Origin of the sequence: Hypericibacter sp., from assembly GCF_050729195.1 — a bacterium.
Taxonomy (GTDB): domain Bacteria; phylum Pseudomonadota; class Alphaproteobacteria; order Dongiales; family Dongiaceae; genus Hypericibacter.
This window is the reverse complement of record NZ_JBOHKS010000142.1, coordinates 1-21,991: the sequence shown is the minus strand read 5'-3', so window position 1 is coordinate 21,991 and position 21,991 is coordinate 1. Positions and strand designations below refer to the sequence as shown.

The window sequence follows — 21,991 nt, the reverse complement described above, 5'->3', positions numbered from 1 at the left end:
CGACTTCTATATCGAGCCCTATCTGCAGTTCGCCAGGACGCCAGACCGCGTGTGCCTGTGCGGCGCCCTGGCGGGCGAGATTCCGACCCTGCCGCCAGAGATGCGGATGCGGGTGGACCAGTTCTTCAAGACTCATCACGCCTGGCTGGCCGGAATCCTGGGGCCGCAACGTGAAATCCAGGATGTGATCGGTCGCCGGCCGCCAGAGGAAACGAATCCATGACAGAGAATCAGGTCGCTATCGTCGTCGGTGCCGGGCCAGGGCTTGGGGACGCCTTGGTCCACCGCTTTGCCGCGGCGGGCATGAAAGTTGCTGCCGTTTCTCGGAGAGGTGGGTCACGGGAGACGGGCGAGTATCGAGATCGGGTTCGCGGCTATGCGACCGACGCCACGGTTGGCGAGCAGGTTGCGGCGTTGTTCGCGAAAGTCGGTGCCGATCTCGGTCCGCCGGATCTGGTTGTGTTCAATGTCGGCACCTGGGATCGCGCGGGCATTCTCGACATCTCCGATGCCTTGTTCGAGCAGGCTTGGCGCACCGGCTGCTTCAGTGGTTTTCTTGTCGGCCGGGCCGCGGCTGCCTCCATGCTGCAGCGAGGCCGCGGCACTATCATCTTTACCGGCGCCACGGCTTCCGTCCGCGGCAGCGCGGGATTTGCCGCCTTTGCCGTCCCCAAGTTCGGCTTGCGCGCGCTCGCCCAGAGCATGGCGCGCGAGCTCGGGCCGAAAGGGATCCATGTCGCCCATGTCATCCTCGACGGCATGATCGACAATGAGGGGGCCGCGGACTCCGAAACAAGCTTGGGGCCCTCCGCCATCGCCGAAGCCTATTACGATCTCCATCGGCAACAGCGCAGCGCCTGGGCGCAGGAGATCGACCTGCGGCCGGCCGGCGAGAAATTCTGAGTGGCACCGGAACTCGGCTCGCAACGGGTAGAATCGTTCTCAGAACAGGAGCCGAGTCTTCCGGAACGCCGGGATGATCCAGCGCCAACCCCGCATGCGCCCGGCGCGGCCCTGGTTTGCGCAACCGTTCAGGGCCGGCTGCGGCTTCCTGGGCTAAATTTCCTGCCCTAGCGACGTCGCTCGAACCGCGGGATGGAGGGGAAGCCCATGAGCATCGGTTTCATCGGCCTCGGCAATATGGGGCAGCCCATGGCGCTGAACCTGGCCCGTGCCGGAACGCCGCTCATCGTCTGGACCCGCGCCGCCGACAAATGCGGGGCCCTGCGCGCTGCCGGCGCCCGGGTGGCGGCGAGCCCGGCCGAGGTCTTCGCCCAGGCGCGCATCGTGATCATGATGCTGGTCAATGGCGCCGCCATCGACGAGGTGCTCGGTCGCGGCACGCCGGCCTTCTCTGTCAATGTCGCCGATCACGTCATCGTCCATATGGGAACGACCGCGCCCGATTATTCGCGCGGGCTGGATGCCGAGATCAGGGCCGCGGGCGGCCGCTATGTCGAGGCGCCCGTGTCGGGCTCGCGCAAACCCGCAGAGGCAGGGCAGCTCGTGGCGATGCTGGCGGGCGACCCTGCGACCGTCGAAGAGGTGCGACCGCTGCTGAAGCCGATGTGCCATGAGACGGTCGTCTGCGGCGCGGTGCCAAGCGCCTTGCTCATGAAGCTCTCGGTCAACCTGTTCCTTCTGACCATGGTGACCGGTCTCGCGGAGGCGGCGCATTTCGCCGACCGGCAGGGCGTGAACATGCAGCAGTTCCTGGCGGTGCTCGATGCCGGGCCGATGGCGAGCGCCGTGTCGCGCGTGAAGGGCGCCAAGCTGGTGGCCCGCGATTTCTCCGTCCAGGCGGCGATCGCCGATGTGCTGATGAACAACCGGCTGGTGGCCGAAGCGGCGAGGGAGGCCAAGCTGGCCACGCCTCTGCTCGATGTCTGCCACGCGCTCTATGCCGAGACCCTGGCGCTGGGGCATGGTCAGGCCGACATGGCGGCCGTCGTTCGCGCGCTCGAAGCCCGCACCGATTCCGGCGTCAGATAGGCCGGGCGGCTCGCGCCCGGGATCGAGGCGCGGGCCAATCGCAAGTATTTAATGCGGCGCCACCTTGCGGTCGAGGAAGTCATGGATCATCGGCGCCATGACGTCGAGCTTGTCCTCGAGCGCGAAATGGCCGGTGTCGAGGAGATGGAGCTCGGCGTCCGGCAGGTCGCGGAGATAGGGGCTGGCGCCATCGGCTGGGAAGATCTTGTCGTTCTTGCCCCAGACGATCAGCGTCGGCGGCTTGTAGTCGCGGAAGAAGGCCTGGAACTTCGGATAGAGCGGCACATTCGTGCCGTAATCATGGAACAGGTCGAGTTGGATATCCTTGTTGCCGGGGCGGTCCAAGAGGGCCTGGTCGTGGACCCAGTTGTCCGGGTCGATGCGGGTGAGATCGCTCATGCCGTCGGTGTACTGGAACTTGGTCGTCTCCGGCGCCACCAGGAAGCTCAGCGCTTCGCGGTGCGCCGCCGACCCGTCCGCCCAGTAGGCCTTGATCGGATCCCAGAATTCCTTGAGCCCTTCCTCATAGGCGTTGCCATTCTGCACGATCAGGCCGCTGACGCGCTCGGGATGTTTCAGCGCCAGGCGGTAGCCGACCGGGGCGCCATAATCCATCACATACATCGCATAACGCTGGATCTTGAGCTGCTGCAGCAGCCCGTCCACCAGGTCGGCATAATGACCGAAGGTGTAGGCGAACTGGGTGTGATCGGGCATCGCGCTCTGTCCGAAGCCCGGATAGTCCGGCGCGATCACATGGTAGCGGTCGGCGAGGAGCGGGATCAGGTTGCGAAACATATGGGACGAGGTCGGAAAGCCGTGCAGCAGCAGCACGACCGGTCCGTCGGCGGGGCCGGCCTCGCGATAGAAGATGTCGACTCCATCCACCGCGACCGTGTGGTAGTGGGTCACGACAACGGCCTGCATCGCCGTTGCGGCTCGAGCCGGCGCGCCGCCGCATGCGACTGTGACGAGAACCATGGTGGCGAGGGCAGCGGCCCATCTGGCAGCGAAGACGGCGGTCAATATTTTCTGCATTGATCGATCCCCTGGGGCTGGGTTTTTCTGCGCCCGTCATGGCGCACGGTCTGTCGGCGGCGTGCTCGCCGACCTGCAGGAGGTCGACATATCGGTGGCGGGAGAAAGTGCGGCACCTCGGGGCGTGCCGACCCTCCCAGCACCGGTGATGTTCGGAACCCCAATCCTGCGACCGATCGCCGACGAGTTCTTGAAGGTCCATGCTGCGGCGCAGACCCGGCTGCTGCCGCTGGACCGTGAGGTCAATCTTGCCGATGAGGGCGTGGATGTGGCGCTTCGCATCGCCCCGCTGCCCGACTCCTCCCTGATCGCCCAGCGCATCGGCGAGGTCCAGCGCGCGCTCTGCGCCTCGCCGGCTTACATCACGCGCCATCCGCCGATCCGGAAGCCGGCCGATCTGGCCAGCCATGACTGCATCGCGATCGCGCCCAACAGCCCCAACGAGGTCTGGAGCTTTCCGCCAGTGCCGGGAAGCCCGATGCTCAGGACCGTTAGGGTGAAACCCCGCCTGATGGTGAACGCCGTGGACGGCGAAGGGGCGTGCGGATCCGCTCCTACAAGATCGATCGCGAAGTCCGGGAGGGGCGCTTGGTGGTGCTGTTGCCGGAGGACGAGCTGCCGCCAGTGCCGGTCCATCTCGTCGTGCCGGAAGGCCGCCTCACGATCGCCAAGATCAGGGCCTTCGTCAGCTTTGCCAGCGAAAGGCCCAAGACCGCGTTCGTCGAGATGGTCGCCCCTGGCCGTGAAGCGCGATTGAGGCGGGGACCTGAGCTCGGACGTTGCCGCGATCAGACGGCGACGTCGAGAAGCTGGCCCTTCTTCTTGGCGGCTTCTTCCATCTGCTGCTTGATCAGCTCTTTGATCTTGTCTTCGAGCTTCTGCCGGTCCGCCGGGGACATCGCGTTCACATCGTCCTCGGTCAGGCCCATGCCTTTGAGGATGTTGTCCCGCATGCGCTCTGCCGGCGACATCCTGGCATAGGCGAGGAACTCGGCCTCGACATCCTCCTTGGCGCCGCTGTCCGGTGCCGGATCCAGGGCGGGCGTGTTCGAGGCGGGCTTGGAATAAGTGGGGGTGGGCTGGCCGATGGAAGGAATGTTCATAAGGAAATCTCCGGTCCGTGGCGGATCTTCCTGCAAATTCCATGCCGCCAGCCTCGGCTCCTATTTGCTTTGAGTTCCGGCCATTGGCGCTCGGTTCTCGCGCGATAGGCAAGGATCGGGGAAATCTTTGCCGGGCAGGAACTTCCCGTGACCAGGAACTTCCCGTGACGACGACAGCGCTCTTCCGCTTCAGCCTCGGTCCTAACGCGCCGGCTCGCTGACGGGGGCGGGCATCTTCCTGGCCATCGCCGCAATGAGGCAGGCGATGAGGTTTGCCCCGACGCCGGCCAGGATCGGCAGGGTGTAGCTGTGGCTGAGGTCGAAGATGAAGCCGGCGGCGCTGGGGCCGATCAGTGTGCCGAAGGCGACGCTGGTGAAGAGGACGCCCATGATGCTGCTGATGCTGCGGCCGCCGAAGCAATCCATGACGACCGAGGGGAGAATCGCGACCCAGCCGCCATAGAGCACGCCATAGACGAAGGAAAAGAGGGCGAGCGACCAGAATCCGGTTGCGAAGACCCAGATGGTCAGGGCGAGGGCCATGCCGATGAAGAGCGCCAGAAGGAACGAGTAACGGCCGACCCGGTCGGCGAGGCCGCCGAGGAGGAACCGCCCCGCCGTGCTGCCGATGCCGATGATGCCGAGCAGAAAGGCCGCGGCCGACCGCTCGACCCCATGATCCAACGCGAAGGGCACGAGATGGACGAAGGGCATGAAGATGCCGAAGGAGCAGATCAGGCAAGCCGCATAGAGGCAGACGAATTGCCGGGTGCGCATCGCCTCGCCGAGCGTCATGCCCGAGGGGCGCTCCTTATGGGCGTCCGCTTTCGGGGGATCGCCGTCCGGAGCGAGCCCGCGATGGCGCGGATCGTCGGCGAAGAGGAGCGACATGCCGGCTCCCAGGAATGCGGCCAGCGCGCCGAGGACGAGATAGGCCTCCCGCCAGCCCAAGGCCTCCACGAGCTGCACGGCCAGCGCCGGCAGCACCAGCGTGCCGACGCCGATGCCGCTGACGGCGAGCCCGGAGGCGAAGCCGCGACGGCGCACGAACCAGCGCTGCACCGCGGCCACGGCAGGCACATAGGAGAAACCCACCCCAAGGCCGACTCCCAGGCCATAGGCCGCATAGACCTCGGTGATGGTCCGCGCCACGCTCGCGAGCGCCAGGCCCAGACCCACCAGGATCATGCCGGTGACGGCCATGCGGCGAGAGCCCCAGCGGTCGGCGAGCGGGCCGCTGACCACCCCCAACCCGAAATAGAGGAAGCCCGCCAGCGAGAAGACCAGCGAGACGGAGCCGCGCGAAGCCCCGAAATCCTGCTGCAGGGAATCGACGAAGGCGCTGAAGGTGTAGGCGCTGCCAAAGCCCAGGAACATGACGGTGAAGGCCGCCGCGACGACGAACCAGCCGTAGAAGATGCGGGCCTGCGGGACCGTCGGCGTCATGGGGGAGACCAAGCTGCGGCGATGGCGGGAGATGATGATCTAGCAGGCCGCGCCCGGCCGGGCCAGCGCCGACCCTTCCCGTGAGCGGATCGGAGCGCTTTCATTACAGCTGCCGGAGCCGCCCCGTGCTTCCCTGATTAAGCTGGTATATGGATTGCCAACGAAACGTCCCCGCCATTCAACCTGCCCCTTGGAGAATCGTCATGTCATTCCAGCAGTTGGTCAGCCCGTCGAACTGTGCCTTGACCCTCATCGACTTCCAGCCCGCGATGTTTCAGGGCGTGCAGAGCCACGACCGCAAGAGCATTGTCGACAATGTCCAGGTGCTGGCGCGCGCCGCCAAGGTCTTCCACGTACCGATCGTCATCAGCACGGTGGCCAAGGATAGCTTCTCGGGTCCGTTCCTGCCCGAGGTGACCGAGCGCGTCTATCCGGACTACAAGGTCATCGACCGGACCTCGATCAATTCCTGGCTCGATCCGAATTTCCGCAAGGCGGTCGAGGCAACCAAGCGCAAGCGCATCGTCGTCGCCGGCCTTTGGACCAGCGCTTGCGTCAATTTCCCGACCCTGGACATGCTCGCGGCCGGCTATGAGGTCCTTTTCGTCGCCGATGCCTGCGGCGATACCTCGCCCGAGGCCCATACGCTGGCGGTCCAGCGCATGATCCAGGCGGGCGCCACGCCGCTCAGCACCCTCCAGTTCCTGTTCGAGCTGCAGCAGGACTGGGCCCGCGCGGAAACTTACAATTCTGTCATGGAGATCCTGAAGGACCACACGGTCTATGGGATCCAGGTCCGCTTCTCGAAATGGGCGCTGGGCGAGCATGCCTCCGAGGGCAGTGCCGCCTGAGGGCGGGGCGGCCGCCTATGACCCGGTCGACCCCGGCGGCGGATGCCGCGGCGCGCAGCGACACGCCCGGCTTCGTCGCCCGCCTGCTCGACAATCCCGTGACGCTGCTGGTTGCGCGGGTCTGCATCACCCTGCCATTCCTCGCCGGCGGCCTGGCGAAGCTCATCGACTGGCAGGGCGGCGTTGCCGAGATGCAGCAGACGGGTCTCGAGCCCGCCTGGGCCTTCAATCTCGCGGTGTTGCTGGTGGAGCTGGGCGGCTCGGCCCTGATCATCCTCGACCGGAAGACATGGCTGGGTGCGGGCGCCCTCGGCGTCTTCACGTTGCTTGCCACCCTGATGGCGCATCGATTCTGGGAATTTACCGGGCCGGCGCGAAGCATGGAGATGAACAGCTTCCTCGAACATGCCACCATCTGCGCGGCCTTCATCTTCGTGGTGGTGGTCGGCTTGCGGCCGCGTGTGCGCGGGCGATGACAAGGATGGCAGGCAACAGGGCGTGCCTTATCAAGGAGCAATCGATGCGTCTTCGGTCTTTCGGTTTCGCGGCGGCCCTCGGGGCCAGCCTGATCGTCCCATCGTTCTTGATGACGGCGGTTCCGACCGCCGCCCGAGCCGCCTCGGCGAACCCGGCCGTCGCTGTCGGCGCGCAGTATGACACCACTCACGTCTATGTGGCGCCGGAGGACTTCGATCGTTTCGTCGCCAGCCTGGTCGCGGTCTTCGGCGGCACGACCTCGAAACAGGGGGTCTTCACCGTCACGCCGACGCCCAGCAGCACGATGTCGCAGCTGGTTCTGACTCCTGCAGGAACCGTGTCGGTCTTCGGCTTCAAGACGCCGTTGCCGGCGCCCTTCGGCACCGAGCGGACCGGCTATCTGGTCACCGATCTCGATGCTGCCGTCGACGCCGCGCGCCAGGACGGCGCCGATGTGATCGTCGCGTCCTTCGACGACCCGATCGGGCGCGATGCGATCGTGCAATGGCCCGGTGGCGTCAACATGCAGCTCTATTGGCACACGACCGCGCCGTCCTACGCGCCGCTGGCAACCGTTCCGGAGAACCGGGTCTATGTCTCGGCGGATCGGGCCGATGCGTTCGTCCAGAGTTTCCTGGCCTTCTCCCATGGCAAGGTCCTGTCCGACGATGCGCATGCGCCTGGCATCGAGATCGGCCGTCCGTCCGACAGCTATCGGCGCGTCCGCCTCGAATCGACCTTCGGCAAGCTCACCGTCCTGGTGACCGACGGCCATCTTCCCTATCCCTATGGGCACGAGATGACCGGTTATGAAGTCGCCGATGTGGACGCAACGCTGGCCAAGGCCAGGGCGGCGGGCGTCACCGTGCTGGTCGAGCGCTACACCTCCGGCCAGCGCCATGCGGCGATGGTGCAATTCCCCGGTGGCTATATCGCCGAGATCCACGCCCCGGCCTCTCCCTAGACCGGTTTCGTCCGTTGACAAGGGGGGAGCAGGGGGACAGGCGCCGGTTGGAGTTCGCGAACGCGTGGGGTCGGAACCTGCTCGCGGCCTTGCTGCTTCTGTCGATATCGGGCCTCGCGCACGCCCAGGATATCGATACCGATGAGCCGCTCGCGGCGGCCCCGCCGCCCGCACATGCCACGCGGCCGGTCATCAAGAGCAACCGTTGGCAGGAGGATTGGTCGGTGCTGGCCGATCCGGCGCTGCGGACCGGGCCGCTGGACGGGTTCAAATACATCCCGATCTCGCCGACGGATCCACACAGCTACATTTCCTTCGGCCTGACCAACCGGGAACGCTTTGAATCCAATCACGCGCCGAATTTCGGGACCGGCGGCAGCAGCGGCGATTCCTATCTGCTGCAGCGTCTTCAGCTCCATGCCGACGTGCATTTCGACGCGAACTGGCGCTTCTTCGCCGAACTCGAGGATGTGCGTGCCTTCTGGAAGGACCAGATTTCGCCGGTCGATCAGAACATCCTGGATCTGCGTCTCGCTTTCCTCGAATACACCAATAATTTCGACGGCGACACCCTCAAGGCGCGGATCGGTCGCCAGGATTTCGCCTTCGATCTCCAGCGCTTCGTCTCGTCGCGCGACGGGCCGAACGTACGGCAATCCTTCGACGCCGTTTGGGCGGATTGGGAGACGGGCGACTGGCGCATTCTGGGCTTCATCAGCCATCCCGTGCAGTATCATGACGGTGAGCCGTTCGACGATACATCGAACGACAATTTCCGCTTCAGCACCCTGCGTGTGGAACGTCATGTGTTCGGGGGCAACGAGCTCTCCGCCTATTACGCTCTCTTCGAGCGCGATAACGCCCACTATCTCGACGCCGACGGCGATGAACATCGCAGCGTGCTGGATGTGCGTTTCGCCGGCAGCGCCGACAATGTCGATTGGGACCTCGAGGCGATGGGACAGGCCGGTACTGTCGGCTCGTCGGACATCCTGGCCTGGGGCGTGGGCGCGCGCGCGGGCTATACCTTCGCCGACATCGTCTGGAAGCCGCGGCTCGGGCTTCAGGCCGATGCCGCCTCGGGCGACGACAATCCCGGCGACGGCACGCTCGGCACCTTCAATCCGATGTTTCCGAACGGTTATTACTTCTCGCTCGCCGGCTATACCGGCTACACCAACCTGATCCATCTGAAGCCGTCGATCACGGTCAGTCCTATCGACAAGCTGACCGTGATGGCTGCGGTCGCTTTCCAATGGCGCGAGACCACCAACGATGCCGTCTATGTCCAGCCCAACAATCCCGTGAACGGGACAGCCGGCGAGGGCGGCGCCTGGACCGGCATGTATGAGCAGCTGCGGATCGATTACGGCTTCAACGCGAACCTCACGGGCGCGATCGAGGCCGTCCATTACGATGTGGGCAGCGCCATCCGCAACGCCGGCGGCCATGACAGCGACTATCTCGGCGTCGAGCTCAAATTCAGTTGGTAGAAACTTGCTCAATTTGAAGAGGATGACCGTAACAGTCGCTCGGCATGCTGGCGGGAACATGCAAACAATGCTGTGATGACGCCATGACCCGTTGGCTGATCGAACATGGAAACTTGCTCATGATGACGAATCCCTCCCGTCCGGCCGGCATTGTTCTCGCACTGGGCGAGGCACCGGTCTTCGCTGCCGGCGATCGCGTCAAGGTCTCGAAGCGCTTTCCCGTCGGCCACTACCGCGTGCCGCTCTATGTCCGCGGGAAATCGGCGGTCGTCGAGGCGGTGATGGAGCCGGCCAACCTCGACAATGAGGAGGAAGGCTTCGGGCGCAACGCCGGGTCGAAGCTTCACTATTACCGCGTCGCCATTCCGCTGACCGAGCTGTGGCAGGGCTATGCCGGCTCGTCCCGCGACAGCCTGCGCATCGAAATCTTCGAAACCTGGCTCGAAAGGATCTGAGCGATGTCCGCGCATGATCATGACCACGACCACGCGCCCATCCAGGCGGGAGATCAGCCGCCCGGCTATTACGAGATCATGGAAACGGCGGTTCGAGAGCTTCTCGTGGAAAAGGGGATGATCAAGGCCGGGGAGATCCGCCGGCAGGTCGAGGTGTTGGATTCCCGCAATCCGGCGCTCGGCGCCAAGGTGGTGGCGCGCGCCTGGGTCGATCCCGGTTTCCGCAAGCGCCTGCTGGCCAATGGGCGCGCGGGCTGCGAGGAGCTGGGCATCAGCTTCTATGACGACACGCAGTTGATCGTGCTCGAGAATACCGACAAGGTTCACAACCTCATCGTCTGCACCCTTTGCTCCTGTTATCCGCGCCCGGTGCTGGGCTTGCCGCCAGACTGGTACAAGGCGAAGCCCTATCGGGCCCGCGCCGTGATCGAGCCCAGAGCCGTGTTGGCCGAGTTCGGCACCCACATTCCCGAAGACGTCGAGATCCGTGTCAGCGATTCGACGGCAACGATCCGTTTTCTGGTACTCCCGAGACGGCCCAACGGCACCGAGGATTTCGGCGAGGAGCAGCTCGCGGCGCTGGTGACGCGCGACGCCATGATCGGCGTCGTGCCGGTCGAGCTTCCCGCAACCGGAGGAGCTCTCCAATGAGCGATACCGAAGCCCTCACCAAACGGCTCCCGAACGATATCGGCGGATTGCCGGCCGGGCCGGTCCAGCGGGTCGAGCACGAACTCGAACCGTGGGAGAAGCGCTGCCACGCGCTGGCCGACGTACTGGACTTCCACAAGATCATCAATACCGAGGAAAAGCGCCGCGGCGTCGAGGCGCTCGGTAGCGAGATGATCGGCAAGCTCACCTATTACGAACGCTGGATCGTCACTTTTGCCAACATCCTGTTTCAGAAGCAGCTGCTGACGCCGACGGAGCTGGCGCTGAAAATGGAGGAAGTGGCGGCAAGATCTTCCGCCGATCACGGGGTGTCGAAGGCCACCCCGTCGAAGGGCGCATGACAACGTCTGCCGGAGGCGAGTGCGGAGGGAGCGGAAATCATGGCCCCAGCCGGATTGATCACGATCGCGAGCCCGCTCAGCGCGGCTGAGACCATGAACAGGCTGATCGCCGAGGTGAAGGCGAAGGGCATGACCGTTTTCGCCCGGATCGATCATGCGGCCGGTGCCACCGCGGCCGGGCTGACCCTGAGGCCGACCGAGCTCTTGATTTTCGGCAACCCCAAGGGCGGCACACCCTCGATGCAGGCCGCCCAGACGATGGGAATCGACCTGCCGCTGAAGGCCCTCGTCTGGCAGGACGAGGCGGGGAAGACCTGGCTGTCCTACAACGATCCCGCCTGGCTCGCGCAACGGCATGGCATCGACGGCGCGCTGGAATCGACGATCTGCCTCATGGCGACGGCACTCCAGGCCATCACGGCAAAAGCGACCTCGGAGCCCTAGGGCGACGCGCCAGCGAGCGGCTCAGCCCCGGATCTCGACCGAGGGTGCGCCGGCTTCCACATGGCCGATGATGCGGGTGCGCGGATAACCGGCCCCGACAATCCGCTGCGTCATGGCCTCGGCCCGATCGGGAGCGCAGGCGATCAACAATCCGCCCGAGGTCTGCGGGTCGGTCAGAAGGTGACGCCGCCATTCGGGCAGGTCGGCGGGGAGGGTGACCACGTCGCTGTAACTCGCCCAGTTCCGCGACGAAGCCCCGGTGATGAAGCCCTGCTGGGCCAGTGATTGGGCTTCGGACAGGAAGGGAAGGACATCGGCGTGGATGACGAGGGCGAGCTTCGAACCGCGCGCCATCTCCAGCGCATGGCCGAGCAGGCCGAAACCGGTGACATCGGTCATCGCATGAACCGCGGTGTCCCCCGCCAGCTCCGCGCCCACGCGGTTGAGGAGCGTCGTCGACGCGATCATTTCCGTATAGGCCGCCGGGGAGAGCTCCCCTTTCTTGAACGCCGCCGAATAGATGCCGACGCCGAGCGCCTTGGTGAGGATCAGCGCATCGCCGGGCCTGGCGCTCGAATTGCGGCGGACCTCCTTCGGACGGCAGATGCCGATGACCGCCAACCCGTAGATCGGCTCCGGCGAATCGATCGAATGGCCGCCGGCGATCGGAATGCCGGCCTCCGCGCAAATCTGCGAGCCGCCCTTGAGAATCTCCCGCACCATCTCCGTCGAGACCTTGCCGATCGGCATGCCGAGGATGGCGAGGGCCATGATAGGCCGGCCGCCCATCGCATAGACGTCGGAGATGGCGTTGGTCGCGGCGATACGGCCGAAATCCAGCGGATCGTCGACCATCGGCATGAAGAAGTCGGTGGTGGCGATGATGCAGGTCTCGTTGTCGAGCTGCCATACCGCGGCATCGTCGCCGGTCTCGGTCCCGACGAGGAGCTCCCGATAGGGCTGGGCCGCCGGCTGATCGGCCAGGAGCTGCTGCAAGACGGAGGGCGCCAGCTTGCAGCCGCATCCCCCACCATGGGCCAGACTGGTAAGGCGAACGAGCGGAGCGTTCATGGTCTTTCCTTACAGGCCGGCCGCGAGCGGCGGGCCCTTCGAGCCTTTGTCGAACGGGCGATCAGGCGCCGAGCTCCGAGGCCTTGATGGTGTAGACGAACGTCGCCGGGTCGAGGCAGTCGCAACGGACGCCGGCGGATTCGGCCTGCGGGTACATGAGGAACGCCACCTTGGGGCCCTTGGCATCCGGCAGCGTGACGTCATGCGCGAAATTATAGGCCAGCCAATTGCCTTCCCAGCTGCCGAACAGGGCCGCGCGCACCGCGACGACCTTGACATCGTCGATCGCGAGATTGCCGGGCGGCTCCTCGAGGATGACCTTGCGCACGTCCGCCGCATCGACGGGGACCCAACCATAGCCCGTGAGATAGACCTCCGCGCGGCAGTGCTGCGACTTCGAGATGACCTCGGAACTGGCCCCCAGGCTCTTATAACCGAACCGGGAGGCCGCGACGCGAATACCGTAGATGTCGCGCGCCGGCAGGCCCGACGCCCGCGCGAGCCCGACGAACAAGGCATTCAGATCGGCACATTTGCCACCGAGATTGCCCGTCTGCAGCATGGAGGCAATGTCGCCGACGCCGCAGCCCCGGACCTTGGGATCGCGGAAGGTGTTCTCCACGATCCATTCATAGATCGCGCGTGCCTTCTCGACCTCGCCATTGGCATTCGCCGTGATCTTGTCCGCCGTCTCCTTGACGATTCCATCGGTTGGAATGAGCGCGGTCGGGGCAAGATAGAGCGTGCGCTCGGCCTCGGTGAGCGGTGGGGCGCTGCCCGGTTGCGTGAAATCGATCGCGCGATCGCGCGTCGTGATCCGGCTGGTGATCTCGACGACCGGCGCCTTTTCGCCCTCGGCCCATTGCAGATGCAGCATCTGGGTCCCGTAGGTGGGATCGGTCAGCAACTGGACCGACCTGGCGTTGGTCTTCCAATCGCTGCCATCGGAACGGAACCATTCGGCTTCGTTGACGGAGGGCAGGGGAACCCAGGCCTGCACATCGCCCTCGGGCTGGGCGATTTCCAGCCGGGTGACGACCTGGAAACTGCGCCATGCGCCCGGAGCCGGGGCAAATGCGGCTTGGGCGAATGCGAGACGCGGGAAAGCCGCAATCGCCGACAGAGCGGCGCCGGCCTTCAGGAATTCACGCCGATTGGATGACATCGATTTCTCCTATGCGGGACCGGAATTTCGCTCGCGTGATCGTCTCCGGCGGTGGCACCCGACCCACGGAGGGCCCGAGCAACGTCGCCGACGGCGATCGCAGGACAGCCGTTGACACCACGCGGCGAACATACGCGCGAGGACAATTCGATCATTTCGTTTGAAAGCTTGGGTGCAGGGGTCCGGTGCGGCGCGGGTGGACATTGCCCGCCTTGCCACAATCCCAACTGCTCCTCTCCCACGCTTCGGGCGGGAGAGCGACCTGGAAGGCGGTTGCCCCGTAACACGGGAGCCGCTGGCTTAGGCACGGAACGCATTATGAAACCGCTATATCCGCTGTCAATCCCGACGAACGGATGACAGGATCGGTCGCGATGAAATTCGCGTGACACCGGCTCCGGCTGAGGCTGTTTGTTCTGGCCGTGCTGTGATTTGGACATCCCTGCCTGATAGTCGACGTTGATCTGACTCGACATCGCTCCGCGATATGATGGAATCTTGCCGATCGGGTGCTCCGGCCTTAATAAGCATCTGTCGGAACGGGCAGTTTCGCTACAGCAGGAGGTTGTGTTCATGAATGAAATCTCCATGAAATTGGACGTCTCGCGGCGCCTGTTCCTGAAGAGCGCCGGCGTCGGGATCGCAGGCACGACGCTCGGAGCGCTGGGCTTCGGCGAAGCCGAGGCGGCCTACGCCGAAACGGTTCGACCCTACAAGCTCGCCAACACCACCGAGACCCGCAACACCTGTCCTTACTGCTCGGTGGCCTGCGGCATCATCATGTATTCGAAGGGCGACCTGAAGAAGGGCGAGCAGGCCGACATCATCCATATCGAGGGTGATCCCGACCATCCGACCAATCGCGGCACGCTATGCCCGAAGGGCGCCGGGTTGCTCGATTTCGTTCATGCCGATACGCGTCTCAAATACCCGATGGTCCGCAAGCCGGGCGCGGACAAGTTCGAGCGGGTGTCGTGGGAAGATGCGCTCGATCGCATCGCACGGCTGATGAAGGACGATCGCGACAAGAATTTCATCGCCAGGAACAGCGACGGGACCACCGTCAACCGATGGCTCTCGACCGGGTTCCTGGCTGCTTCCGCGACCACCAACGAAACCGCGTTCCACACCTACAAGATCGTGCGCAGCGCGGGAATGTTGGTCTTCGATAACCAAGCCAGGGTCTGACACGGCCCTACGGTGTCCAGTTTGGGCCCGACATTTGGCCGTGGTGCGATGACCAATGCTTGGACTGATATCAAGAATACCGATCTGGCCGTCATCATGGGCGGCAACGCGGCCGAGGCGCATCCTTGCGGCTTCAAATGGGTCATCGAAGCGAAGGCGAACCGCGGCGCCAAGCTGATCGTGATCGACCCGCGTTTCACGCGCTCGGCGTCGGTGGCGGATTTCTACGCGCCGATCCGTCCGGGAACGGATATCGCCTTCTTGCTCGGCGTCATCAATCACTGCATGCAGAACGACAAGGTGCAGTGGGAGTATCTCAAGTCGTTCACCAATGCGACCTTCGTCATCAAGGAGGGCTTCGCCTATCAAGACGGCTTGTTCACCGGCTATGACGAGGAGAAGCGCGACTACGATCGGTCAACCTGGGACTACGAAATCGGCGAGGACGGCTATGCCGTCGTCGATGAAACCCTGCAGAATCCGCGCTGCGTGTGGAACCTGCTGAAGGAGCATGTCGCGGTCTATACGCCGGAGTTGGTAGAGCGCATCTGCGGCACGCCGAAGGAGAAGTTCCTCGAGGTCGCGCAGATGATGGGCGAGACCTCTGTGCCCGGCAAGGTGATGACCTCCATGTATGCGCTTGGCTGGACCCAGCATTCCAAGGGCGCCCAGAACATCCGTACCATGGCGATGCTGCAGCTGATCCTCGGCAATATCGGCCAGCGCGGCGGCGGCATGAATGCCTTGCGCGGTCACTCCAACATTCAGGGACTGACCGACCTCGGCTTGATGTCGGATCTGATCCCCGGCTACCTCACTCTGCCGAAAGACAAGGAAATCGATCTCGCGACCTACATGTCGACCCGGGCTTACAAGCCGCTGCGGCCGAACCAGACAAGCTATTACCAGAATTACAAGAAATTCTTCGTCAGCTTCCAGAAGGCGATGTGGGGACCCGCCGCGACGGCCGAGAACGATTTCGCCTATGACTATCTTCCGAAGCTGGATGTCTCCGGCTACGACATTCTTCGCGCCTTCGAACTGATGCATCAGGGCAAGATGAATGGATATTTCTGCCAGGGGTTCAATCCGCTGCTCGCGGTTTCGAACCGAGGAAAGGTGACGGAGGCGCTCTCGAAGCTGAAGTTCCTCGTCACCATGGATCCGCTCGACACCGAGACGTCGCGGTTCTGGGAGAATCACGGCGAGCATAACGACGTCGATACGGCAGGCATCCAGACCGAAGTCATCCAGCTGCCGTCGACATGTTTTGCCGAGGATGAGGGCTCTCTCACCAATTCTGGTCGCTGGCTGCAGTGGCACTGGAAGGGTGGCACGCCGCCAGGCGAGGCCAGGGGCGACATCTGGATCATGTCGCAGATCTATCAGCGGATGAAGGACCTTTACTTGAAGGAGGGTGGAGCCTTCCCCGATCCGATCGTCAATCTGCAATGGCCTTACAGCGATCCCCAGGACCCGAAGCCCGAGGAGATCGCCAAAGAGATCAACGGCTCCGTGGTGGAGACCGTTACCGATCCGGCCGATCCGACGAAGATCATTCTGGAGAAGGGCAAGCAGCTCGTCAGTTTCGCCGTCCTGCGCGATGACGGTACGACGGCCTCCGGCTGCTGGATTTACTCCGGCTGCTTCAATGAGGCGGGCAACAACATGGCTCGCCGCGACAACAACGACCCCGGCGACGCCGGGATCTTCCCGAACTGGACCTTCTCCTGGCCGGTCAACCGCCGAATCCTTTACAACCGGGCCTCGGCGGACCTGTCCGGCAAGGCGTGGGATCCGACCCGCAAGCTCATGGAATGGGACGGCGCCAAATGGACCGGCTATGACGTTCCCGATATCGCGCCAACGGCCAAGCCCTCCGAAGTCGGTCCCTTCATCATGAATGACGAAGGAATGGGGCGGCTGTTCGTCCGGCGGCTGATGCGCGATGGGCCGTTCCCGTCGCATTACGAGCCGTTCGAATCGCCCGTCACCAATCTGGTCGCCCCGAAGCTCCGCGGCAACCCCGCGGCCCGCGTCTTCCCGGGCGACCGAGCGCAGTTCGGTGATGCCAAGGATTTCCCCTACGCGGCGACTTCCTACCGGCTCACAGAGCATTTCCACTACTGGACCAAACATGCTCGGATCAACTCAATCCTTCAGCCCGAGTTCTTCGTTGAGATCTCGGAGCAGCTTGCCGAGGAAAAGGGAATCAAGTTGGGCGGCTGGGTCCGGGTCTGGTCGAACCGTGGTTCGGTCAAGGCCAAGGCGGTCGTCACCAAGCGTATCAAGCCGCTCATCTGCGACGGCAAGCCGGTGCATGTGGTCGGTATTCCACTCCACTGGGGCTTCATGGGCCATACCAAGAAAGGCTGGGGTCCCAACTCACTAACGCCAGTCGTGGGCGATGCCAACAGCGATACGCCCGAATTCAAGGCGTTCCTGGTGAATATCGAGCCCATCGACGAGCCGGTGGCATAGGAGAGCGCGATGGCATTGTTCGAATTCGAGCTCCCGCCGGCGCCGTCAGGGAACGTCCATTCTGACCTGAACGAAGGCGATTTCATCCGCCGATCGGCCTCCAGCGTGCCGCCGCCGACGCGCCAATTGACGCCGGTCGCCAAGCTGATCGACGTCTCGAAATGCATCGGTTGCAAGGCCTGCCAGTCGGCCTGCCTCGAATGGAACGATCTCCGCGACGAGGTCGGCATCAATCACGGCCTCTACGACAATCCGCTGGACCTGACGCCGGACAGCCTGACGGTGATGCGCTTCACCGAATGGGTGAATCCCGAAACCCAGAATCTGGAATGGCTGATCCGCAAGGATGGTTGCATGCATTGCGCCGATCCGGGCTGTCTCAAGGCCTGCCCGGCGCCCGGCGCGATCGTCCAGTATTCCAACGGCATCGTCGATTTCATCCACGAGAACTGCATCGGTTGCGGCTATTGCGTGAAGGGCTGTCCCTTCAACATCCCCCGCATATCGAAGGTCGATCACAAGGCCTACAAATGCACGCTCTGCTCCGATCGCGTTGCCGTCGGGCAAGGGCCGGCCTGCGCCCGTGCCTGCCCGACCCACGCGATCATCTTCGGCACCAAGGAGGAGATGAAGCAGCACGCCGAAGGCCGCATCGCGGACCTCAAATCGCGCGGCTACGCCAATGCCGGCCTCTATGATCCGCCCGGTGTGGGCGGCACGCATGTGATGTATGTGCTCCATCACGCCGACAAGCCGGAGATCTATGCCGGCCTGGCGAAGGAACCGCGGATCAGCCCGCTGGTCGAGATCTGGAAGGGCGCCAGCAAATATGCCGGGCTAGCCGTGATGGGGGGAATGGCCGCCTTCGGCCTCCTCCATTACCTCGTTTCCGGTCCCAACAAGGCCTCTGCCGAGGATGAACGCAACGCCGAGCGCCTGGCCGGGAGCGGCAAGCCATGACCGAGCAGAAACCGACATACGAAGCCGAACCGGGAGACGCCGTTCATCCGGGACATCCGGTGAAGGTCGATCGCTACACCCTGCCGGCCAGGATCAATCACTGGATCACGGCGGTCTGCCTCGTGCTGCTCGCCTTGTCGGGGCTCTCGATGTTCCATCCCAGCCTGTTCTTCCTGACCAACCTGTTCGGCGGCGGGCAGATCACGCGCGCCATCCATCCCTGGATCGGCGTGGTGCTGGTCTTCAGTTTCCTGGGGATGTTCCTGCGCTTCTGGAAGCTCAATCTGTGGAAACGCGACGATATCGTCTGGTTGTCGCGTCTGCGCGACGTCTTGATGAGTCATGAGGAAAAGTTACCGGAAGTCGGCAAATACAATGCCGGGCAGAAGGTGGTGTTCTGGTCGATGTCGCTCCTCATCGCGGTCCTGGTCACGACCGGAATCGTCATCTGGGAACGCTATTTCAGCGCCTACTTCTCGATACCGCAGCAGCGGATTGCCGTGCTGGTCCATTCCGCCATGGCCATTTTCGCCATCAGCGTCTGGATCGTTCATGTCTATGCCGCGATCTGGATTCGCGGCACCTTCAGCGCCATGATACGCGGACATGTCACTGGCGGCTGGGCCTGGCGGCATCACCGCAAATGGCTGAAGCAACTCGTTACCGGAAAACCGAAAGACCCCAACGCCGGCAAGACCGCCGCCGAATAGCGGGGGTCGAACAGCCTGGTCGCCACGTGGCCCGTGCGGTTCGTGAGGTGAAGTGATGGCAAAGACCGGCGCGCCGCGCCCTGATCCCACGGTCATTGGCGAAATGGCGAAGCCGCCTTTTGCGCGGCTTCCCGAGCTGAGCGATTTTTTCCTGCGACGTGCCCGACGTTTTCAGAGCCTGGCCGCCAACCATGATTTGAAGCCCTATCTGCTTTTCCTGGCGAACATCTGCGCCATTCAGCACGGAATCCAGGACCGCATCCCCGAGGTCCGGCTGCCCGCTCCAGAACGCGTGGCTCGCGCAAAAGCGCACAGTATGCCGCCGCTCGATCGGACCGGCTTCACGCCGGACGCTACCTTCGACGCGACCCTCGACCACCTGTTGGTGTCGGCCGCCACCTTCGAGATGCCCGAGGCCGCGAGGGCCGCGCTCCGCCATGTGACGAACGCCGATGCGGCCGCCCGCGCCGGGATGGTCCGATCGGCACTTGAAGACTCCATCCCCATCGAAGCGATCGCGGAGCATCTGTTCGTCGTCGCCGCCCTCCAGCTCCATTTTGCGCGCCTCGCGGCGCAGCTCGACGCGAAGGACCTGGTCCCCGTCGGTGACGGGGTTTGTCCCGCCTGTGGCGGCCCGGTGGTTTCCTCGATCATCGTCGGCTGGATGGAAGCGCAGGGAACCCGCTTCTGTGCTTGCGCGCTCTGCGGGACGCTGTGGAACTATGTGCGCGTCAAATGCACGCTCTGCGCATCGACCAAGGGCATCTCCTACCGGGAGATCGAAGGCGGGGCGGGAACGATCATGGCCGAGGCCTGCGACTCCTGCCGCAGTTATGTGAAGATCCTGCAGCAGCATAAGGACCCGGCGCTCGATCCGGTGGCGGACGACGTGGCGTCCCTGGGTCTCGACCTGCTGATGCGCGAGACGGAGCTGCGGCGGGGCGGCATGAACCCGTTCCTGCTGGGTTATTGAGGGGCGGGCGATGACCAGCGACGTCGATGCCCTTCGCCGCCTCCCTTCGGTGGACGAGGTCCTGAAGACCGGAGCGATCGCCGCCGCCAAGGACCGCTACGGGCATGACGCGGCGGTCGCGGCGGTGCGTCAGGCCCTCGATGCGACGCGCACGGCCGTCCGTGCGGGGCACAGCGCCGGGACGGGGCCGGAGGATGTGGCCGCCGCCGCCTTGGCGCACCTCGATCGCGAGGCTCGGCCCAAGGTGCGCGCGGTTTTCAATCTCACCGGCACGGTGCTGCACACCAATCTGGGCCGGGCGGTCCTCGCCGAAGCGGCCATCGAGGCCGCGGTCACCGCCATGCGCCGGGCGATCGCGCTCGAGTTCGATCTCGGCACCGGCCGGCGCGGCGAGCGCGACGGATTGATCCGCGACCTGCTCTGCGGTTTGACGGGAGCGGAGGATGCGACCGTCGTCAACAACAACGCAGCCGCCGTGTTGATCACGCTCAACACGCTCGCCAAGGGGCGCGAGGCGATCGTGTCGCGCGGCGAGCTGATCGAGATCGGCGGCGCTTTCCGAATGCCCGACATCATGGCGCGGGCCGGCGCCAAGCTCGTCGAGGTCGGGACCACCAACCGGACGCATCGCAAGGATTACGCCGAGGCGCTGCGGGAGAAGACCGGGCTCATCCTCAAGGTTCATACCTCCAACTACCGGATCGAGGGCTTCGTCGCCGAGGTGCCGGCGTGCGGCCTGGCCGGGCTTGCGCGCGAGCATGGCGTGCCGCTGGTCAACGATCTGGGCTCGGGGACGCTGGTCGATCTCGCCCGCTATGGCCTGGTCCATGAGCCGACCGTCGCCGAGGCGATCGCCGACGGTGCCGATCTCGTGACCTTCTCCGGCGACAAGCTGCTGGGTGGCCCGCAGGCCGGCTTCATCCTGGGTCGCAAGGAGCTGATCGCGAAGATCAACCGCAATCCGATGAAGCGTGCCCTTCGGGTGGACAAGATCCGGTTGGCCGCGATCGAGGCGACGCTGCGCCTCTATAAGGATCCCGACCGCATCGCCGACCGGTTGCCGACACTGCGCCAGTTGACGCGGCCGAAGGCCGACATCCTCGCCCTGGCGCAGCGTCTGAGCCCGACCGTCGCCGGGGCCGTCGGGGCTGCGTTCGCCGTCGAGGTCATCGATTGCTCCAGCCAGATCGGCTCGGGTGCCTTGCCGCTCGAATCCGTTCCCAGCGCCGGCCTCGCGATCCGCCCGACCGCGGCCCGCGGCAGCGGGCGTCTGCTGGCGGCGCTCGCCTCGGCCTTGCGCGCGTTGCCGACGCCGGTGATCGGACGCATCGACGACCAGGCGCTCATTCTCGATCTGCGTTGCCTCGAGGACGAACCGGCCTTCACAGCCAATCTCGCGAGCCTTCGGGGAACCGTCGATGAACCGGCCTGATCGTCGCGAGCCTCCGCCATCGCCGGAGGCCGAAGTGGCTGCGCAAATGGCGGCTGCCTATGAGGCCGCGGATCGCCAGGATTATGCAACCGCGCTGGCCATCTGGGGACCGCTGGCCCATGCCGGCGTCGCCCGCGCTCAGAACAATATCGGGGCCTGCTTCGCGGAGGGTCTGTCCGTCGATCGCGACCCGGCTCTCGCGCAGCGCTGGCTGACATTGGCGGCGGATGCCGGCGATATGATCGGGCAACGCAATCTCGCGGCCCTCTATTTCCGGGGCGAAGGCATCGAGCAGGATTATGCGCGCGCTGCCGAGCTCTACCGGGTGGCCGCGGAGCAGGGCGACGGTCCGGCGCAGGACATGCTGAGCTGGATGCAGCTGGAGGGGGAGTGCATTCCGCGCGACATCGGGGAGGCGCAACGCTGGGCGCGGGCGGCGGCCGAACAGGGAATCGCGCCGGCCATGACGCGCATGGGCATGCTCTATCACAATGCGCTGGGCGTGGATCGGGATCCGATCGAGGCGGCGCGCTGGTGGCGGCGCGGCGCCGAGCGGGGCGACGCCGACGGGCAAGCCATGCTCGGTGCGGCCCTCGCGCTGGGTTCCGGCGTTCCCCGCGATCCGGTCGCCGCGCTCGCCTGGTTGCTGCGGGGGCAAGCCGGCGGCAGCACGCTGGCGGCACCCTTCCTGGGCACGACTCGGGCGGCCCTCGATGCCGACGGTCTCGCCGAAGC

At 64.7% G+C, this 21,991-nt stretch carries 23 protein-coding genes; 18 read left to right on the top strand and 5 right to left on the bottom strand.

Annotation, left to right across the window (positions count from 1 at the left end; all coding sequences use genetic code 11):
* The 3 genes from ACREE8_RS11130 to ACREE8_RS11120 form a co-directional block, all read left to right on the top strand.
* Nucleotides 1-223 (top strand): hypothetical protein (locus ACREE8_RS11130; protein WP_431573062.1); only part of this gene is annotated, 223 nt, incomplete at its 5' end.
* Nucleotides 220-903: an SDR family NAD(P)-dependent oxidoreductase gene (locus ACREE8_RS11125; protein WP_431573061.1), complete on the top strand. Its 684-nt coding sequence runs from the start codon at nucleotides 220-222 to the stop codon at nucleotides 901-903. The genes ACREE8_RS11130 and ACREE8_RS11125, both read left to right, overlap by 4 nt.
* Nucleotides 904-1,110: 207 nt before the next feature.
* The gene (locus tag ACREE8_RS11120) at nucleotides 1,111-1,992 is read left to right on the top strand and encodes an NAD(P)-dependent oxidoreductase (RefSeq protein ID WP_431573060.1); all 882 of its coding nucleotides are present in this window, start codon (nucleotides 1,111-1,113) and stop codon (nucleotides 1,990-1,992) included.
* A gap of 48 nt (nucleotides 1,993-2,040) precedes the next feature.
* Here ACREE8_RS11120 and ACREE8_RS11115 read toward each other — a convergent pair whose 3' ends face one another.
* Nucleotides 2,041-2,919 carry an alpha/beta fold hydrolase gene (locus ACREE8_RS11115; protein WP_431573059.1) on the bottom strand — a complete coding sequence of 293 codons (879 nt, stop codon included), beginning with the start codon at nucleotides 2,917-2,919 and terminating at the stop codon, nucleotides 2,041-2,043.
* A 52-nt stretch (nucleotides 2,920-2,971) separates the two neighbouring features.
* On the opposite strand from ACREE8_RS11115, the gene ACREE8_RS11110 reads away from it, so the two are divergent.
* The gene (locus tag ACREE8_RS11110) at nucleotides 2,972-3,787 is read left to right on the top strand and encodes a LysR substrate-binding domain-containing protein (RefSeq protein WP_431573058.1); all 816 of its coding nucleotides are present in this window, start codon (nucleotides 2,972-2,974) and stop codon (nucleotides 3,785-3,787) included.
* A gap of 31 nt (nucleotides 3,788-3,818) precedes the next feature.
* On the opposite strand, the gene ACREE8_RS11105 is transcribed toward ACREE8_RS11110, so the two are convergent.
* Together ACREE8_RS11105 and ACREE8_RS11100 are read right to left on the bottom strand one after the other, a co-directional pair.
* The gene (locus ACREE8_RS11105) at nucleotides 3,819-4,133 is read right to left on the bottom strand and encodes a hypothetical protein (RefSeq protein ID WP_431573057.1); all 315 of its coding nucleotides are present in this window, start codon (nucleotides 4,131-4,133) and stop codon (nucleotides 3,819-3,821) included.
* Nucleotides 4,134-4,334: 201 nt separating this feature from the next.
* Nucleotides 4,335-5,579 carry an MFS transporter gene (locus ACREE8_RS11100; protein ID WP_431573056.1) on the bottom strand — a complete coding sequence of 415 codons (1,245 nt, stop codon included), beginning with the start codon at nucleotides 5,577-5,579 and terminating at the stop codon, nucleotides 4,335-4,337.
* 203 nt (nucleotides 5,580-5,782) lie between these two features.
* On the opposite strand from ACREE8_RS11100, the gene ACREE8_RS11095 reads away from it, so the two are divergent.
* The 8 genes from ACREE8_RS11095 (at nucleotide 5,783) to ACREE8_RS11060 (ending at nucleotide 11,276) form a co-directional block, all read left to right on the top strand.
* Nucleotides 5,783-6,430: a hydrolase gene (locus tag ACREE8_RS11095; protein ID WP_431573055.1), complete on the top strand. Its 648-nt coding sequence runs from the start codon at nucleotides 5,783-5,785 to the stop codon at nucleotides 6,428-6,430.
* A gap of 17 nt (nucleotides 6,431-6,447) precedes the next feature.
* The gene (locus ACREE8_RS11090; protein ID WP_431573054.1) at nucleotides 6,448-6,906 is read left to right on the top strand and encodes a DoxX family protein; all 459 of its coding nucleotides are present in this window, start codon (nucleotides 6,448-6,450) and stop codon (nucleotides 6,904-6,906) included.
* Between the two features lie 44 nt (nucleotides 6,907-6,950).
* Entirely contained in the window at nucleotides 6,951-7,871 is a 921-nt protein-coding gene (locus ACREE8_RS11085; RefSeq protein ID WP_431573053.1) for a VOC family protein, read from the top strand.
* Between the two features lie 89 nt (nucleotides 7,872-7,960).
* Nucleotides 7,961-9,364 carry an alginate export family protein gene (locus ACREE8_RS11080; protein WP_431573052.1) on the top strand — a complete coding sequence of 468 codons (1,404 nt, stop codon included), beginning with the start codon at nucleotides 7,961-7,963 and terminating at the stop codon, nucleotides 9,362-9,364.
* A gap of 119 nt (nucleotides 9,365-9,483) precedes the next feature.
* Nucleotides 9,484-9,819: an SH3-like domain-containing protein gene (locus tag ACREE8_RS11075; RefSeq protein ID WP_431573051.1), complete on the top strand. Its 336-nt coding sequence runs from the start codon at nucleotides 9,484-9,486 to the stop codon at nucleotides 9,817-9,819.
* A 3-nt stretch (nucleotides 9,820-9,822) separates the two neighbouring features.
* On the top strand, nucleotides 9,823-10,470 hold the full coding sequence (gene nthA / locus ACREE8_RS11070) for a nitrile hydratase subunit alpha (RefSeq protein ID WP_431573050.1): 648 nt from the start codon (nucleotides 9,823-9,825) through the stop codon (nucleotides 10,468-10,470).
* Entirely contained in the window at nucleotides 10,467-10,832 is a 366-nt protein-coding gene (locus ACREE8_RS11065) for a hypothetical protein (protein WP_431573049.1), read from the top strand. Before nthA ends, ACREE8_RS11065 begins: the two co-directional genes overlap by 4 nt.
* Before the next feature lie 39 nt (nucleotides 10,833-10,871).
* On the top strand, nucleotides 10,872-11,276 hold the full coding sequence (locus ACREE8_RS11060; RefSeq protein WP_431573048.1) for a DUF302 domain-containing protein: 405 nt from the start codon (nucleotides 10,872-10,874) through the stop codon (nucleotides 11,274-11,276).
* A 21-nt stretch (nucleotides 11,277-11,297) separates the two neighbouring features.
* Here the strand turns inward: ACREE8_RS11060 and selD are convergent, their stop codons facing one another.
* Both selD and ACREE8_RS11050 read right to left on the bottom strand, forming a co-directional pair.
* Nucleotides 11,298-12,347 (bottom strand): selenide, water dikinase SelD, encoded by a 1,050-nt coding sequence (selD, locus tag ACREE8_RS11055; protein ID WP_431573047.1) that lies wholly within the window; start codon nucleotides 12,345-12,347, stop codon nucleotides 11,298-11,300.
* 61 nt (nucleotides 12,348-12,408) lie between these two features.
* Complete coding sequence (locus ACREE8_RS11050; protein ID WP_431573046.1) at nucleotides 12,409-13,512, bottom strand: transglutaminase-like domain-containing protein; 1,104 nt, start codon at nucleotides 13,510-13,512, stop codon at nucleotides 12,409-12,411.
* 588 nt (nucleotides 13,513-14,100) lie between these two features.
* Here ACREE8_RS11050 and fdnG point away from each other — a divergent pair.
* From fdnG to ACREE8_RS11020, 6 genes are all read left to right on the top strand, one after another.
* Nucleotides 14,101-17,181 carry a formate dehydrogenase-N subunit alpha gene (gene fdnG / locus ACREE8_RS11045; protein WP_431573063.1) on the top strand — a complete coding sequence of 1,027 codons (3,081 nt, stop codon included), beginning with the start codon at nucleotides 14,101-14,103 and terminating at the stop codon, nucleotides 17,179-17,181.
* 9 nt (nucleotides 17,182-17,190) lie between these two features.
* Nucleotides 17,191-18,141, top strand: coding sequence for a formate dehydrogenase subunit beta (fdxH, locus tag ACREE8_RS11040; RefSeq protein WP_431573045.1), 951 nt, complete (start codon nucleotides 17,191-17,193; stop codon nucleotides 18,139-18,141).
* Entirely contained in the window at nucleotides 18,138-18,851 is a 714-nt protein-coding gene (locus ACREE8_RS11035; protein WP_431573044.1) for a formate dehydrogenase subunit gamma, read from the top strand. Before fdxH ends, ACREE8_RS11035 begins: the two co-directional genes overlap by 4 nt.
* Before the next feature lie 55 nt (nucleotides 18,852-18,906).
* Nucleotides 18,907-19,824 (top strand): formate dehydrogenase accessory protein FdhE, encoded by a 918-nt coding sequence (gene fdhE, locus ACREE8_RS11030; protein WP_431573043.1) that lies wholly within the window; start codon nucleotides 18,907-18,909, stop codon nucleotides 19,822-19,824.
* A gap of 10 nt (nucleotides 19,825-19,834) precedes the next feature.
* Complete coding sequence (gene selA, locus ACREE8_RS11025) at nucleotides 19,835-21,256, top strand: L-seryl-tRNA(Sec) selenium transferase (protein ID WP_431573042.1); 1,422 nt, start codon at nucleotides 19,835-19,837, stop codon at nucleotides 21,254-21,256.
* 34 nt (nucleotides 21,257-21,290) lie between these two features.
* Nucleotides 21,291-21,991, top strand: a 701-nt coding sequence (locus ACREE8_RS11020) for a tetratricopeptide repeat protein (RefSeq protein ID WP_431573041.1), incomplete at its 3' end; no start/stop codon positions are given.